Source organism: Lactobacillus delbrueckii subsp. jakobsenii ZN7a-9 = DSM 26046 (assembly GCF_001888925.1).
Classification (GTDB): Bacteria; Bacillota; Bacilli; order Lactobacillales; family Lactobacillaceae; genus Lactobacillus; species Lactobacillus delbrueckii.
The window spans coordinates 1,637,073-1,653,332 of the sequence record NZ_CP018218.1; the positions used below are offsets into that span (position 1 = coordinate 1,637,073).

At 50.5% G+C, this 16,260-nt stretch carries 12 protein-coding genes and 3 pseudogenes; 2 read left to right on the forward strand and 13 right to left on the reverse strand.

What is annotated here, in order from left to right; genetic code table 11:
- Positions 1-277: 277 nt before the first annotated feature.
- The 6 genes and pseudogenes from LJ046_RS10650 to LJ046_RS10730 form a co-directional block, all read right to left on the reverse strand.
- Positions 278-1,758 (reverse strand): annotated as a pseudogene (locus tag LJ046_RS10650) (RNA-guided endonuclease TnpB family protein).
- A gap of 40 nt (positions 1,759-1,798) precedes the next feature.
- Positions 1,799-2,458, reverse strand: coding sequence for an IS607 family transposase (locus LJ046_RS08330; protein WP_072557736.1), 660 nt, complete (start codon positions 2,456-2,458; stop codon positions 1,799-1,801).
- 97 nt (positions 2,459-2,555) lie between these two features.
- Complete coding sequence (mutM, locus tag LJ046_RS08335) at positions 2,556-3,380, reverse strand: DNA-formamidopyrimidine glycosylase (RefSeq protein ID WP_002879821.1); 825 nt, start codon at positions 3,378-3,380, stop codon at positions 2,556-2,558.
- Between the two features lie 10 nt (positions 3,381-3,390).
- Positions 3,391-6,054: a DNA polymerase I gene (gene polA / locus LJ046_RS08340; protein ID WP_002879820.1), complete on the reverse strand. Its 2,664-nt coding sequence runs from the start codon at positions 6,052-6,054 to the stop codon at positions 3,391-3,393.
- A 71-nt stretch (positions 6,055-6,125) separates the two neighbouring features.
- Positions 6,126-7,401, reverse strand: a pseudogene (locus tag LJ046_RS08345) (MFS transporter).
- Positions 7,402-7,443: 42 nt separating this feature from the next.
- Positions 7,444-7,566 (reverse strand): annotated as a pseudogene (locus LJ046_RS10730) (transposase); the annotation flags it as partial.
- Between the two features lie 197 nt (positions 7,567-7,763).
- On the opposite strand from LJ046_RS10730, the gene LJ046_RS08360 reads away from it, so the two are divergent.
- A complete protein-coding gene (locus LJ046_RS08360; RefSeq protein ID WP_002879819.1) occupies positions 7,764-8,069 on the forward strand; it encodes a hypothetical protein in 306 nt (101 codons plus the stop codon).
- Positions 8,059-8,646: a helix-turn-helix domain-containing protein gene (locus tag LJ046_RS08365; protein WP_002879818.1), complete on the forward strand. Its 588-nt coding sequence runs from the start codon at positions 8,059-8,061 to the stop codon at positions 8,644-8,646. The genes LJ046_RS08360 and LJ046_RS08365 overlap by 11 nt, the downstream gene beginning before the upstream one ends.
- 29 nt (positions 8,647-8,675) lie before the next feature.
- On the opposite strand, the gene LJ046_RS08370 is transcribed toward LJ046_RS08365, so the two are convergent.
- The 7 genes from LJ046_RS08370 to ytpR form a co-directional block, all read right to left on the reverse strand.
- The gene (locus LJ046_RS08370) at positions 8,676-9,500 is read right to left on the reverse strand and encodes an undecaprenyl-diphosphate phosphatase (protein WP_002879817.1); all 825 of its coding nucleotides are present in this window, start codon (positions 9,498-9,500) and stop codon (positions 8,676-8,678) included.
- Between the two features lie 21 nt (positions 9,501-9,521).
- On the reverse strand, positions 9,522-11,312 hold the full coding sequence (locus tag LJ046_RS08375; RefSeq protein WP_002879816.1) for a putative glycosyltransferase family protein: 1,791 nt from the start codon (positions 11,310-11,312) through the stop codon (positions 9,522-9,524).
- A 4-nt stretch (positions 11,313-11,316) separates the two neighbouring features.
- A complete protein-coding gene (locus tag LJ046_RS08380) occupies positions 11,317-11,934 on the reverse strand; it encodes a VTT domain-containing protein (RefSeq protein ID WP_002879815.1) in 618 nt (205 codons plus the stop codon).
- Between the two features lie 176 nt (positions 11,935-12,110).
- Positions 12,111-13,433 carry a sensor histidine kinase gene (locus tag LJ046_RS08385; protein WP_002879814.1) on the reverse strand — a complete coding sequence of 441 codons (1,323 nt, stop codon included), beginning with the start codon at positions 13,431-13,433 and terminating at the stop codon, positions 12,111-12,113.
- 4 nt (positions 13,434-13,437) lie between these two features.
- Entirely contained in the window at positions 13,438-14,112 is a 675-nt protein-coding gene (locus LJ046_RS08390; RefSeq protein WP_002879812.1) for a response regulator transcription factor, read from the reverse strand.
- A 47-nt stretch (positions 14,113-14,159) separates the two neighbouring features.
- The gene (gene murC, locus LJ046_RS08395; protein ID WP_002879811.1) at positions 14,160-15,479 is read right to left on the reverse strand and encodes a UDP-N-acetylmuramate--L-alanine ligase; all 1,320 of its coding nucleotides are present in this window, start codon (positions 15,477-15,479) and stop codon (positions 14,160-14,162) included.
- Between the two features lie 118 nt (positions 15,480-15,597).
- Positions 15,598-16,245, reverse strand: a complete 648-nt coding sequence (gene ytpR, locus LJ046_RS08400) for a YtpR family tRNA-binding protein (protein ID WP_002879810.1) — start codon at positions 16,243-16,245, stop codon at positions 15,598-15,600.
- Positions 16,246-16,260: the final 15 nt, after the last annotated feature.

Here is a 16,260-nt window from a genome sequence, read left to right on the forward strand (position 1 = left end):
AAATCAGATTTTTAACCTTTTGAAGTTAAGGTCAGTGAGTATGGTTGGCTGTCAAATAACGCCGGATAGCGTCATCCAATAGCTTTTTATCTTTTATCTGCCCCACTGGAAACTTTTAGCCTGGCAGTCGGAAAGGCATCTTGCCCGCAAAAAGCAGGCAAGCATATCGTGATGCATCTCGAAGCAGTCAAGCCGCGATTTTAATACCCCGAACTGAGTTCGTTAAAGTTGACTGCTCTTACATGCTAGAGCCTTCAACTTTGTAGTATTACTTGGCTTATGCTTCTTTTATCTGACTGGCAAGAATCTCCTTAACTCGCTTGTAAGGCGTGTAAAGCGTGATTTCTTCGTCAGTTAATCTACTCAATATGTTTTCGGCTGCGGCGATATTCGCATTCATCTCGCCGCATTTCTTGCATTTAGTCAGTTCATGATGACTGCCGTATCTTTCCTCAAAATGCTGCCCGCAGATCGGACAGTACTGAGAAGTATATGCCGGATTGACATCATGAGTTTCAATCGAATTCTTGCTTGAAAGATATTCAATACGTTCATCCAGTTGGCCCTTAGTCCATGAATTCAAGCGCTTGCGCATCTTTCTTGCGAATCTGCTGTTATCTGATTTGACGCCTTTTTCTTTTACGAACGTCAAGTCTTCCTTGGCAATGACCGCCGGATGCTCTGTCTCGATCATTCTGTTTATCGCACAGTTGATAAAGCTTCTGACAGTTTCATGAGCTGACCGGTAGCTCTTTTCATACGACTTTCTGCCGATATTGTTCTGCTCCAGATTCTTAAGCTTGCCAAGCAGTTTTCTTTTCTTCTTCGAAGCTGTCTTGGACAAAGGCTTGTCCTTTTTCTCCAGTTGCTCAAGCTGCTGATTGAGTTGCCAGCGCAAACTCATATATGGCTAGCGATTTGCGTTTCGCTTGCCGTATTCGTCAACGATGGCATTGGCAAGCTTGCTGAAGTTTTTACCATATTCATTGCAGCTGTTGCAGGAAAGCAGGGTGGCAAGCCCCTTGTCAATGCCGATCGCCTTCTTTGAATCATTGCTGTAACGCTTGCTAGAGATCAGCTTATGAACTTCAAGGCGCTGCTTGATGCGGTCAAGCACCACGGTGATATCGCCGGTGCGTGAATAACTCCACGGGCTGGTCATCTCCACAGAAAACTGCTTTCTAGGCATATCTGAACTGAATGAAAAAGTATTTCCTTCAAATGCCCAATTCAAGTCACAATTCATGCTAGAGCCAAGCTTGCCCGACTTCCGTGCTCGGTAGTGGTAGCGGTACGTAATCCGGCGCAGGTAGCTGTGCGCTTGCTTGATTTGCTTATCCGTCAGTTTAGCTTCTATTTCAGTTAAAGCTTCAGTGTATTCTTCCGGCAGATCAATTAGCTTGTGAAGAAGAACGGCTTGCCATGCGCTCTTAAATTTCAAAATAAAGAACAGAAGGTGGCGCTGATCTGCAGAAAGATTTTCATTTCCTTGAATCAGCTTCTTCAAACGGTTAGCCAGATTCGACCACATGCTTTTTATGTTGGCAGATGCCTCACGGAGAGCGCCTACCCAGTGCTTGGTCTGAAAATTGTAGACTGTTTCTAGCTTGCCTTTTGAGCCTTTAACCGGCTTGTTCCACTTGCGAACTTGGTTGCGCAGAGCCTGCCAGTTATTAACCGCTAGCATCGAATGATGCCGCAGTAGCGGTTCAAAAAGAAATGCCGGCATCTGCCGTATCTTTCAAAAAAGTCGGACATTCTGGCAAATTCTTCATCGCTTATCTTTTTGGAGTAGACTCTAACTGTCTTGGGCTGAGTCTTTTTCACTGTCTGCTTGACTGAAGAGTTTCTTGCTTTCTTGGATGACTCTTGCATTCTGATGCGACCTCTTTCCATACAGCTTAGCTGAGAAAACGGTGATTATAGATAAAACATCTTCTACAAGTTCTGAATTTGGAGCAACGTTGTCTGTCTGATTGATGACAACCAGCTCTACATCGTTTGCCTGGCAGATTGTCTCAATCATTTCAAAGCCAAAATGGACAAGCCTGTCTTGGTAATTTACCACGACTCGCTCACACTGCTTCTTGCAGATCATGTTGATCAGCTCTGTCAGGCCCTTTTTCTTATAGTTGAGACTAGATCCAACATCTTGAATGATCTTAAACTGATAGCCATTGACTTCGCAATATCTGGACACTACATCCTTCTGCCTTTGGAGATCTTCTTTTTGATGACCAGAAGAAACCCGGCAATAGCCGATGGTCAGCAGCTTCTTAGGCTTAGACGCCTTCACATTTCCTTGCAGAACTTCATCTAGCATTTCTTTAGTGTAGCGACGTTGATTGGAGGCAGTTCTAAGCGGCGTAATCAGTCCTTCAGCTTCCCAATTGCGGAGAGTTGACTTGGCAACGTTAAGATATTCAGCTGCTTTTGATATGGACATGTATTCGCTCATCGTTTCTTCCTCCCAATCTTTTGATACCGGCATTATATCATGAATTGGTAAGAAAAATTACTATTTAGCACTGGATGAAATTAATACTTTTTAACAGTCACACCCTCTTTTGACAATGCAGGCAGTAGGTGGTTCCCCGCCCGCTGATCTTGATCTTGACAAAGTCTTCCCCGCAGCGGGGGCATGGCTGCCCCTCCTTGCCGTAGACCTTGAGCTTTTCCTGGTAGTGGCCGGACTCCCCTTCCGCGTTTAAGAAGCTGTGGACGGTCGTGCCGCCGTATTTAGTAGCTTCTTCTATGGTTTCATTGATGGCTGAATGGAGGCACTTGACCTGGTCCTTGGTTAATTCGTTAGCTGGCGTTAAGGGGTTAATCCGGCTTTGCCAGAGGACTTCATCAACATAGATGTTGCCCAGACCGGCCACCAGGGTCTGACTCATGAGCAGGCTCTTGATGTTCATGTTCCTCTTCTTCAAGCCTTTTTCAAAGTAGTCCAAGCTAAATTCTGGACTATTTGCTTCAACGCCCAAATTCTTCAAGCCGGTGACCTGGAATTCAGTTCCAGTTTCCACCAATTGCAGGCGGCCGAATTTGCGGACATCCGCGTAGCGGAGGCTGCTTCCATCGGTAAAGGCAAACTGCAGGTGCTCATGCTTGTCTACCGGTGCATCCCAGGTCGTTAGATGGTACTTGCCTTCCATCCGCAAGTGGGAAACGACCGTCAAGTCGCCTAAACGGAAGAGCAGGAATTTGGCATAGCGGTCAACGGCGGTAAAGGTCTTGCCCTTTAACTCCCTTTTAAAAGTTTCCGGGTCGCCGGTGATGACCTTGTCGTACCAAATATCGACATGGTCGATCGTTTTGCCCACGACCAAGGGCCGCAGGGTCCGGCGGACCGTTTCAACTTCTGGCATTTCTGGCATTTTCTACCTCCTACTTTGCTTCATACCAGTCATGGCCCCAGCCGGCGTCAGCGACTAAAGGCACGTCCAACTTAACAGCTGCCTGCATGACTGACGGGACAATCTTCTGGATCGTTTCCAGTTCATCAGCTGGTACGTCAAAGATCAATTCGTCGTGGACCTGGACGACCATCTTGGTCTTTAATCCCAGTTCATCCAGCTTCTTTTGCATGTTGATCATGGCAATCTTCATGATGTCCGCGGCTGACCCTTGGATTGGGGAGTTGATCGCCGTTCTTTCCGCGAAAGAGCGGACATTAAAGTTCTTAGCGTGAATATCTGGCAGGTAGCGGCGGCGGTGCATGATGGTTTCCGCGTAGCCCTTTTCTCTGGCGTCTTTAACAGCCCGGTCCATGTAGGCCTGGATGCCTGGGTATTGCTCAAAGTATTCGTCGATGAATTCCTTGGCCTGCTTGCGGGAGATGTCCAGATTCTTGGAGAGGCCGTAATCGGAGATCCCGTAGACGATCCCAAAGTTGACCGCCTTGGCCCGCCGTCTTTGCAAAGACGTTACTTCGTCAACGCTGCTTAAGTGGAAGATCTTCATGGCCGTGTGGGCGTGGATGTCGTAGCCGGTCTTGAAGGCTTCCTGCATGTTCGGGTCGGCTGAGACATGGGCCAGGACCCGGAGCTCGATTTGAGAGTAGTCGCAGGAGTAGATATAGCCATCCGGACTTGATGGGACAAAAGCCTTTCTGATCTGCTTGCCTTCTTCCGTTCTGGTTGGGATGTTCTGCAGGTTAGGGTCAACTGAAGACAGGCGGCCAGTTGCCGTCAAAGTCTGCAGGTAGCGGGTGTGGATACGGCCGTCACGCTCATCGATGACGTCTAAGAGGCCCTTAACGTAGGTAGACTGGATCTTGGAAATCTGCCGGTATTCCAGGATGTCACTGACAACCGGGCTTTGTTCTTTCAATTGGTTCAAGACTTCAACTGAAGTGGAGTAACCAGTCTTGGTCTTCTTGATAACTGGCAGGCCCAGCTTTTCAAAGAGGATGACCCCCAGCTGCTTTGGTGAATTCAAGTTGAATTCTTCTCCGGCTTCCTTGTAGATCTTCTCTTCCAGTTCCTTTAAACGGACAGCAAAGTCGTTTTCCAGTTCCTTTAAGCGGGAAGGCTGGACCTTGATCCCGTTCATCTCCATCTTGGCCAGAACTCTAGCCGTTGGCAGTTCGATTGAATCGTAGAGGTCATCTTGCTCGTGGTCCTTTAACTGCTTTAACAGACTGTCCTTCAAAGCCGCGATCGCCGCGGTCTTGCCGGCCAGGTGGTTGAAGAAGACAGCGTCATCTGCCGGAATCTTAGCATTCTTCCCCTTCCCGTAGACTTCCAGGTCGGTCTTTAAGTCAAAGTAGCCGTAGCCTTGTACCAGTTCACCCAGGTCGTTGGAATTTTTCTCATTGTCAACCAGGTAAGAAGCTAGGAGCAGGTCAAAGGTCAAAGATTCAGCCTTGATTCCCAGCCGGTAGAGGCCGTAAGTGGTCCGCTTTAAGTCAAAGACGTTCTTTTGAACGGCAGAATCTTCCAGCATTCCCTTCAAGGGGCTTTCCTGCAAGAGGAAGACGTCCCGGCTGACGAAAGTTTCCCCGCCGATTTTCAAGGCAAAACCGGCGAAGTCGGCCAGGTGGTAGTTGTCGCCAAACATGGCCAGGTAGAAAGTAACTTCAGCAGCCTTTGGCAGCTGGTCTAAGTTATCAGCACTGAGCACGACATAGTCCTGCTTTTTAACTTCCGTCTTGTTTTCAGTCAACTCCCCTTTTTGGGCCAAGTCGGCCAGAAAGCGGCGGAAGTTCATCTTTTCGTAGAAGCGACGGAGGTCGTCGATATTGCTGCCCTCATAGCTAAGGTCATCAAGGGTCACTTCCACCGGGCTGTCGCAGTTGATGGTGGCCAGCTTTTTACCCAAAAGGGCATTGTCCTTGCTGGCGATCAGGTTTTCCTTCAGCTTGGACTTCTTCATTTCATCAACGTGGTCATACAAGTTCTCCACGCTGCCGTATTCCTGGATCAATTTAGATGCAGTCTTTGGGCCGACCTTGGCCACGCCTGGGTAATTGTCGGACGGGTCACCCATCAAAGCCTTCATGTCGATGAACTCAGTCGGGGTCACCCCGTTGACTTCTCTCATGTGGTCTGGAGTGAAGGCTTCCAGTTTAGTTACCCCGGACTTGGTCACGTAGACGGTGACATGGTCACTGGCCAATTGGGTCAAGTCCTTGTCCCCGGAAACAACGGCCACTTCATAGCCGGCTTCAGCTCCTTTTTTAGCCATGGTGCCGATGATGTCGTCGGCTTCATAGTTGGCCAGTTCGTAGCTCTTGATTCCCATGTCCTTGAGCATTTCCCGCAAGTAAGGGAGCTGTTCGGAAAGCTCTGCCGGAGTCTTGTCCCGGCCGCCCTTGTAATCTTTGTACATGGCGGTTCTGAAGGTGGTCTTGCCGGCGTCAAAGGCCACCAGGATATGACTTGGGTCTTCCTGCTTTAGGACCACGTCCAGCATGTTTTTAAAGGCATAGAGGGCGTTGGTGTGGAGACCTTCTGGATTCTTAAACTTGTCCAGCTGCTGGTACATGGCGAAAAAGGCCCGGAAGGCCACGGAATTGCCATCGATTAAAAGTAACTTCTTCTTGTTCATTGTCATTCCTTGCAAAATAAAAACTGTCAAAATACCTATATGTATTTTAACAGTTTTTGCTAGTTCGTTAATTATTTAGATCCACCTTCTGTTTTCACGTTCTTGTAGAACATGAGCCAGAGGAAGACTACGATTATGGCTAGGAAAATAAAGGCGTGCTGGGTGCCGATTGCTGTCGGCCGCGGGCCTTTTGACCCATACTGGGCTTGGCTCAGGGCCACAATAGCTGAAGTCAGAGAAGTCCCGATGGCGCCGGCAAATTGCTGGACGGTATTTAAGAAGGCATTGACTTGCGCAGAGAATTCCGGCTTAAGGTTGGCCAAAGCGTTGGTCATAATGGCGCCAATGCTCATTCCCATCCCGGTCATGTAGATGATATAAACCAGTGAAATTACAAGATCAGACATCTGCTGGGACAAACAGGCAAAGGCAATCAGCTCGGCAGCCATCAGACTGGCCCCGGTAATGATTGGGAAGCGGGCCCCTTTGTCGTCATAGAGGCGGCCCCCAACCACGCTCATCATGGCCCCGACCATGCCAGCCGGCATGGTAACCAGACCAGCAACAGTAGCCGTAGACTGGTTGACCAATTGGACGTAGTTAGGCAGCAGGAAGGCGTTGCCCAAAGAACAGAGCTGGATCATGAGAAAGCCCAGCAAGTGCACGCTGAAGGATTTGTTCTTGAGAATTTCAAAGTGCAGGATCGGTTGAGCCAGCTTTTTGGACCGGCCCAGCAAGAAACCCAAAGAGCAGAGACCGATAAAGATCGGAAAGAGATTGGTCAGCAACTTGCCTGATGAAAGGTTGCTGAAGCCATAGATAACGCCGGCAAAGAGAACAGCGATAAAGACAATGCTCAAGAAGTCCGGCTTGATCTTGACGATATTGGACTTCTGCTGGATGCCGTAAAGGCCTAAGAAGAGAGACAAGATGATCAAAGGCATCAAGAAAAAGAAGACGTAGCGCCAGCCCAGGTTGTTGATGACAAGACCCCCCGAAGGTCGGCCCCAAGGCAGGAGCAACGCCAGTGATCAAGTTGCCAAAGCCCATCATAAGACCAATTTTGTCAGCTGGCACCTGCTCTAAGATGATGTTGAACATGAGTGGCAAGGCGATCCCGGTGCCCAGGCCTTGGATGGTCCGGCCCAGGAGCAGAATCGCGAAATTTGGCGCTAAGGCGTCCAGCAAGAGGCCGGCAAAGAAGAGCAAATTGGCGGTAACAAAGAGCTGCTTAGTCTTAAAAGAGCTTTTCAAAGCAGCGGAAAGCGGCACGATAACGGAGATGACCAGGAGGTAGATCGAAGTCATCCACTGAACAGTGTTAGTGGCCAGGCCAAACTGTTTCATCAAGGTTGGGAAGTATGAAAGGATCGACCAAAGTGGGATTCATTCGGACTTGCGGAGCCCACATCTGCGGAGAAGCTCCATAACTTTGTAGTCCTTGAAGAACTTTTCAACAGAACTGGCAATTTTAGGTTCGTTCTTAGTATCGAATAATGGTAAACTAGACATAGCACAAGCCTTTCGTTTGATACTGATGATGTTGTGGTTGACTAAATTATATCAAGCGAACAAAGGCCTTGTGCTTTTTTATTGGCTAAACTATTGAATTTTCAAGGTACGAGCCCACGTTTGCAAGTGGGAAGTTTAAGTGCTTAAGTTATCCTAAAATTTGTGCTGATATATCTTTATTGTGAAAGGATTTTCCGATGCTAAACGTAAAGCGCCTGGCTGGCGAACAAGACTTGACCACGGCAACTTCTCCCTATGCTAGAAAAAGCAGCCATACATTTCATATTGACCTCCTGGAATGCTTGACTGATGCCGTATTGTCTGCCGATAAGCACCTCTTCTCTCTGAAAAAATTCGATATCATCGTCGCTACTGGTTTCAAGGAAGTCCACCTGTCTCCGTTAGCTGAAAATAGCAAAGCTGCTGCTTCTGCCTCTTTCCGCCTCCTCCAGCCCGGACCCTCTCAACCAGTACCTGGTCGCCGACAACGCCTTGATCCATGACTTAATGAATGACAAGTCCGGCAAATATTCCTACATCGTCTTTCAAAATCTGGCTAACGGGATGACCAAGGGCTACATCAATTTGCTTGAGATTCTTGCAAAAAGAGACAAAGACGAATACAACGACTTTCAAGTCCAGCGCCTGGCTGGCCTGCTTTTGACTGAGCTGCTCCACCAGCACTGGCAGAAGATCTCCAAGAGCAGGTCAAATTTTCCAAGAAAAAACGTGCGCCACGCTAACCGTGACACACAATCTGGCGCTATTATGACTTACTTGACCCAGAAAAATGGCCAGGTTTCTTTAAAAGAAGCGGCTGAGTACTTCGGCTACCAGGCAAATTACTTTTCCCGCCTCTGCCGCAAGCTCTTTGCCACGGACTTCGTTCACCTGCGCCGCAATATCCGGATCAACCTGGCTGAAGACCAGCTACTTTTAACCAACAAGAAGCTGGAAGAAATCGCCGATGAACTCGGCTATCAAGACCTGTCCAGCTTTTCCAACGCATTTGCCGAATCCACCGGCCTTTCACCAGGCAAATACTGGAAAAAATACACACTTAATCAAATAAACACTTAACACTTGATATACACGATAGGCTTAATACACTACATAAAGAAGCCGCAAAGAATGACGACCAGACCTAAATTGATCCGGTACCAGCCGAAAGGCTTGAAGTCGTGGGTCAGCACGTACTTCAGCAAAAACTTGATTGCCAGATAGGCAACGATGAAGGATACGATCATCCCCGTCAAAAGGATGGCCAGCTGGCTGCCGGCAAGGGCATTGCCGGCCTTAAAGAACTTGACCAGCTTCAACAAGGATGCCCCGAACATGGTCGGAATGGCCAAAAAGAAGGAAAATTCAGTTGCCACATAGCGGCTGGCGCCCAGCAGCATGGCCCCTAAAATCGTGGCCCCTGATCTTGAGGTGCCGGGAATCAGAGACAAAACCTGGAAGCAGCCGATCAAGAAGGCAAAGTGCCAGCTCAAGTCACTCAGCTTCGTTACCGTCGGCTGCCGCTTGGCGTAAAAGTTTTCTAAGATGATGAAAAGCATCCCGTAAATGATCAGGGTAGCGGAAATCACCTGCCAGCTGGTCATATTTTTGTCCAGCCAGTCATTAAGGGGGAGGCCGATGACTACTGCCGGCAAAACCGCCAAAATCACTTTAAACCAAAGCAACCAGGTCGCCCGCTTTTCCGGGCCGGACTTGCTTCTGGCAAAAGGATTCAATTTGTTGAAATAAAGGACCACCACGCTCATGATAGCGCCCAGTTGGATGACCACCATGAACATGTTGACAAAGCTGGTCGGTTGGCCCAGCTTGATGACATAATCGGCCAAATACAGGTGGCCGGTTGAAGAGATGGGCAAAAATTCGCTCAACCCTTCGATAATACCTAAAATTACTGCTTTAAAGATATCTATCATTTATTCAGTACTTTTTCCCTTCTAAATTTTCAATTCCTTGTTGACCAGGCCCTGCAGCCTTTTGCCCAGCCAATTGCCTAGCAGATAGAGAGCTGCCAGCAAGTCAGCTAAAAGCGACAGGCATAAGCTGGCCTGCAGCCAAAATGGTATTTCTATGGCCAGGCTGGCCGTGTTCTTTCCCTTCCAGCTCATAATAGTCGCCAGGCCCCCGGCTCCTGGCTTCACCTTGACCTGCTGGCCGTTCACGGTCAGCTTCGACTGCCGGTACAGAACCAGGGGCAGGCGGATTTCTCCGTCTTTTTTACTGGTCCAGCTGAGCTGAACCGTCTGCCCGGCAGTTGTCTTCTTAAAGAAATGCTGGTCAAGGACCACTTGTTTATAAGCCGTTTCAACTTGCTTGAAGTCACCCCCTCCCGCCGGCAAATAGTCCGGCACGGTCTTGCGGGCCTTCTTGAGAAACAGTCCTGGATCGATTGTTTTGGATGCCTGTTCGGCCAGAAGCCGGTCATCCTTGTCATTGTCGCTGCCCAAACTGGTCGTCTTAGACCGGGAAACGCCAGGCATGTAACCTCTGACCGCGTTGGTGTAGATCTGGTTTCTTAAATAGCGCAGGTCAAAGAATAAGAGCAGGGCTAAGGCTATAGCAAGGACAGCTCCCAGCTGCAAGTCCAAATGCCGGTCTTCCAGCTGCTTGATCGTCAAGACCGCTCCCAAAAGCAGGAAGGCATAGGCCAGACTGGCCAGGCGGGCCGGGAACTGCAGGTAGCTGGCCATAAATGGCAGGCTTTGTCCGATTTTATCCCAAGGAGCCAAAGCTGAGCTCAGATACAAGAGCCCAGCTCCGGACAGGGTGAAGATCCGGTTCAAGCGGCCGGTAAATGTCCGGTCAACGGCCAAAAGTAGGCAGGCTAAAATCTGCAAGGCAAAGAAGATAAACATGATCCGGCTTAGCTGGTCTCTGGTGCTTGAATTAAGGACAAGACCGGTCAGCTTGCTCGTCGTCTTCTGCGACAAACGCAAGGCATTGCCCGTCAGCGACATTTTTCCTGGAGAAAGCAGCTGGTTGGTCAAGCCGAAATAGACCAGGGACAGCCAGTAGTTCATGGTCAAAAGAAGGCAGATTCCTGCCGCCTTGCCCAGCTTGATCCAGGCCAGCTTGCCCTCTTTCGCCAGTCTGTAGATAGCTGCCGGCAGCAAGGCCGCTGAAAAGAGCAAAGCCGTCAGCATATGGCTCTCTAAACTGATAAAGATGAGAATCACCAGCCGCTTGACCGGGAATTCTAGCTTTAAATCCAGCAAGTCGACAATGGCAATCATGAGCCAGGGTGCCAGCAGCGCCGTTATTGCGGAAAAATTGCTCCCCATATCCCAGCGGGCCAGCCAGCCCACAGTCAGGTAGACGGCCCCGCTCCACAAGGCGGCCAGGCGGTTGCCCCCTACCCGCCGGCCTGCCCGGTACATGCCCAGGCAGGCAAAGAAGTAGACCAAAAAGCTGGTCAAAAGCTGGAACCTGTACCAGCTGCCTGCCGCCAGCAAGATCAGGCCCAGCAGGTAGGCGAAGAGGGGGCCGTAAAAGGCGTTGACTATCCGGCCACTTTGGTGAAAGCCGTAGACAGACATGAACCAGGAATAGTTGCCCGTTTTTATCTGCTGGCTAGCCTCATAGATCCGGTTGAAGTGAAAGATGCTGTCAGAGCCGATGATCAGCTGGCCTGCCTTGACTTGGGCGCTGACTAGGTAAGCTGCCAAGGCAGCAGCGATTAAGGCGATAGCCAGCTCCTTCAGCCATTTTACCATTCGCTTGTTGATCATCGCTTTATTTTTGGCTGTTTTGACTTGCCAGCCGCTTTTTGACAAAAGTCCAGACAACTGGCAGGAAGGAAATCACGATGATCGCCAGCATGATGATGGAGAAGTGCTGGCGGACAAAGCTGACGCTGCCCAGCCAGTAGCCGGCTAAAGTCATGCAGAGGACCCAGCAGAAGCCGCCGATGATGTTGAACATCAGAAAGACTTCCCGCTTCATCTGGCTGATCCCGGCAGTAAAGGGAATCAAAGTCCGGATGATCGGCACGAATCTCCCGATAGTCACGGCGCTAGGGCCGTACTTGGCGAAGAAGTCATGGCTTTCCTGCAGGTGCTTCTCCTTAACGAAGCGCTTGAAGAAGTCTGACTTCAGCCAGCTTTGCCCAAACAGGCGGCCGCTGGAGAAGTTGACCCAGTCACCAAAGATTACGGCAGCGATGAACAGGGCCAGGGCAGGAATCGGGTTGGCAAACTGGCTGGCCAGGAAGGCCCCCGACAAGAAAAGCAGGGAGTCACCCGGCAGGAAAGGCATAATTACCAGGCCGGTTTCCACGAAAAGCAGGCCGGCAACGATAAAGTAGCTCCACATCCCAGTCTGGGTGAGCATGTTGTTGATTAAAGCAGTCATATTTTTACCTCCGTTTGTTTAGCATGCTTTAATCTTAGACAAATCCCTTCCTGCCTTATACAGACTTTTCATGAAGCAATTCTGACGTTTTTTCAGATTTGCAAACAAAAAGGCCTAACGGCGCCGTTTCTGGCAGGCCGTCAGGCTCTTTTTTCCCCGAAAAAAGTTGGATTTTTTTATTTCTTGATCGTCAAACTGAAGATGCTCCCTTGCGGCTGCTTGTCAGCCAAGGTCAAAGTCCCGCCCAGCAAATCAGCCATCTTCCGAGCAATAGCCAATCCCAGGCCCGTGCCTTGGATCTGCCCCCGGACCTCATCGCTTCTGTAGAAGTAGTCAAAGACGTGCTCCTTGTCCTTGGCGCTGATCCCCGGCCCCTGGTCGGCCACGCTGATCGTCACCCTGCCCTCTTTTTCTTCGGCCTTGACCAAAACCAGGCTGGAAGCAGGCGAATACTTGCCGGCATTAGTTAAAAGGTTCAGGACGATCTCAAGCAGGCAGTCCCGGTCACTGGTCAAAACAAGGTCATCCGGGCAATCCAGCTGGACTGGCTGGGCCAATTGGGCGCTTCTTAAAGCAGACTGCAGGGTCTCTTTTAAGTTGAAGGCCGTTTTCTCCAGCTGCCGGTGGTCGGTCCGGGCCAGAATCAAAAGTTCATCGACCATCTTCTGCATATGCCGGGACTCATCATCGATAAAGGCCACGGCTTCTGGAATCACTTCCGGGTGGGCCTCTCCCCGCCTTTTGATCAACTGGGCATTGCTGCGGATGGCCGCGATCGGGGTCCGCAATTCATGGGCCGCGTTGTTGACGAAGCTCTTTTCCTGCTCGTTTTGGTCATAAAGCTGGTCCAAGAGCTCATTGAAGGTGATGGCCAGCTCGCTGATTTCCGTTGGCTTCTCCGGCACTGGCAACTGCCCCCGGCCGGAATTTGCCGCCCGCTTGGCCGCCAGGTTCAAGACCAGCAAGGGCTGGGTCAGTTTGTCAGACAAAAAGACCGCGAACAAGACGCTGATGGCCAAAATAATGACCCAGACGATCAAGATCGTTAAAAGGACATTCTTCACCACCTGCTTTTGCTGGTGCAAATCTACCCAGACCTGGTAGTAAATCCCCCGGGAGTGGCCAGAGGCATAGGCGTAGAGGGCATCCCCCTTATAGTAGATCCCGCTGAAAACCGGCAAAGTCTGAAGGGCCTTAGTCAGCTGCTGGGCGTTGGCTGAATAGTAATTTTTCCGCTTGGCATCGGACCGGCGGTTTTCCACGTGCACATAAGTCTGGCTGCTGCTCAAGCCATTATTGACCTGCCAGTTTTTCCAGTCCTGGTCGTCATCAATCACCGCCCCCTTCAAGCGGCGGACGATAGTCCTGGTATTGGCGCTGCTGTTGGCCAGTTCCTGCTGAACCACGGCCAGCATGGTTAAGAGGCCAAACAAGAAGGTCAAGATGGTGGTCAAGGCCAGGAGATTTCTGAGCAGGATGGCTGAATTGCTGTTTTTCATATGATCACTTCAACATATAACCCACGCCCCGGACGGTGTGGAGGAGTTTTTCCGAAAAATTCTGGTCAATCTTTTTCCTAAGCAGGCGGACATAGACATCGACGGTGTTAGGCTGGCCTGCAAAGTCCGCCCCCCAGACCGCGTCCAAAAGCTCGTCTCTGGTCAAGACCTGGCCTGCTTGCCGCATGAACTCGCTTAAGAGCAGGAATTCCCGCTGGGTCAGCTGGATAATCTGCCCCTCTCTGATGACCTCCCGGCTCCTTAAGTTTAGGGTCAGGCCCTTTAAAGAATATTCTTCCTGGCCGCCCGACTGGCTCCGGCGCAAGACCGCCTCCATCCGGGCCAGGAGCTCTTCAATGTCAAAAGGCTTGGTCACATAGTCGTCAGCCCCGCTCTTTAAGCCAGACACCTTGTCGCCGGCATAGTTCCGGGCCGTCAGCATGATCACCGGAACCTCGCTGATCCGGCGGATCCGGCGCAAGACGCCCAGGCCATCCAATTTCGGCAGCATCCAGTCCAAGATAACCAGGCTGATCTCGGCCTGAAATTTTTTAAACTCCGCGACTGCCTGCTCCCCGTCCCCGGCCAAGAGAACCTGGTAGCCTTCAAACTGGAATTCTTTTTGCAAGCTCTGGGCCAGGCCCGGCTCATCTTCTACCAGAAAAATCGTTTCAGTCATTGCTGTCTCCTTCAAAAAAGCAGCCCCCTAAAGGGCTGCTTGCTCAATTACTTTTCCAGCATTTCTTCAAATGCTACTTCGTACTTAGGAATGTCGCCGGCACCCATGAAGACAATGCAGTCACCCTTGTAGGCCAAAAGATCCTTCAGATTGTCGAAGTCGATGACTTCAGCGCCTGGAATCTGGCTGGTGATGTCTTCACTCTTGATGTCGCCCGCTGCTTCTCTGGCTGACCCGTAAATTGGCGTCAAGAAGGCCTTGTCGACCCCCTTCAGAATTTCCACGTATTCTTCTTCGAATTCCTTGGTTCTAGAGTAAGTGTGCGGCTGGAAGATGGTAACCAGCTTCCGGTCCGGGAACTTCTGCCGGGCAGCTTGAATCGTAGCCCGCAGTTCAGTTGGGTGGTGGGCGTAGTCATCGATGACCACCGTGTCACCGAAGTCCTTTTCGCTGAAGCGGCGCTTGGCCCCGGTGTACTTGACCAGACCCTTTCTGACTACATCAAGGTCGATGCCTTCAGTAAAGGCAATAGCAATAACCGCCGTAGCGTTCATCACATTGTGGTCACCAAAAAGGTGGATAGTAAATTCGCCTAAGTCTTCCCCATTAGCCCGGACATGGAACTTGGCCCCTTCAGTGGTCTTAACCACGTCAAAGGCTTGGAAATCATCGCTGTCTTTCAAGCCGTAAGTGTACTTCTTGGCCGTCTTTGGCTGGATCTTCTGCAGGCGTTCGTCATCGCCCCAGACAAAAAGCCCCTTCTTAGTCTGGTCAGCCGCCGTCTGGAAGGCTGAGGCATAGTCGTCTCTGTCCTTGAAGTAGTCAGGGTGGTCAAAGTCGACATTGGTCATGATCTGGTAGTCCGGGTGGTAGGCCAGGAAGTGCCGCCGGTATTCGTCAGCTTCGTAGACGAAGAAGCGGGAATCCTTGACCCCCTTCCCCATCCCGTCACCGATCAGGAAGGAAGTCGGAGCGGCTTCGCCCAAAACCGTTGCCAAAAGGCCGGTGGTTGAAGTCTTGCCGTGGGAACCCGCAACCCCGATACTGGTGTACTGCTGGACGATTTCTTCAACCGTGTCCGGGTAGCTTTGCCACTTGACGCCCTTCTCCTCGCAGGCGGCAACTTCGATGTTGTCGCTCTTAAAAGCGTTACCCTTGACGATCACCTGGCCGCTTCCCTTGATGTTGTCCTTGGAGAAGGAAGCAACTTCAATCCCAGCGGCTTCCAGCGGGTCCTGGGTGAAGGTGTACTTGTCGATGTCACTGCCGGCAACCTTGTAGCCCAGGTCGTGCAAAATCAAGGCCAAGGAAGCCATCCCAGTCCCCTTGATCCCAATAAACCAAATTTGTTTAGTCTTGTCTAACATTTTTTCGCTCCATTTGTTTCAAACGTTCGCCCCTTATTTTATCATTCTTGGGCCAAGAAAAAAGAGCTCCGGGCCATAATCAGCCGAAAGCTCTGTATGTTTTGCCGTTTTTTAACAATTACAGGGTGATAGCGCCGCTGGCCAGCATTTCGTCACACTTGGTCGGTTCAAATTCGTCACCGATCTTGAAGCTGTCCGGAACAACCATGATCCCCCGCTTTTGCGGAGCATGAGCCAAGCCCAGTTCTCTGGCTGAGCAGATCATCCCGTCTGATTCAACCCCGCGCAAGGTGCCTGGCCAAATCTGGGCCCCAGTTGGCATCAAAGTGCCTGGCAGAGCCACAACGACCTTTTGCCCTTGGGCGATGTTTGGTGCCCCGCAGACAATTTGGTGGTCCTGACCATCGCCAACGTCAATTTGCGTTACGTGCAAGTGGTCAGAGTCCGGGTGGGCGATGCATTCCTTAACGTAGCCGTAAACCAGGGTTGGCTTGGCCACAGTCAGCTTGTCAGAAAAACCAACGCTAGCCAGTTTTTCGTTCAAAGCTGCGACTTGGTCTTCATCCAGCTTGACTTCGCCGTTTGGCAGCTTGTCGTAGTCCAGTACCTGGTCAACGTTAAAGAAGTTGAAGCCGGTCAATTCGCCCTTGCCGTCCGTAACCCGGGTCACGTCGCCCTTTTCTTCGAAATTGCTTTCGCCATCGCCTTGCGCCAAGATGACGATCAAAGTGTTGGGATAGCTTACTTTGTTAATACTAGTGATCATTTGATCTCAAGTCCC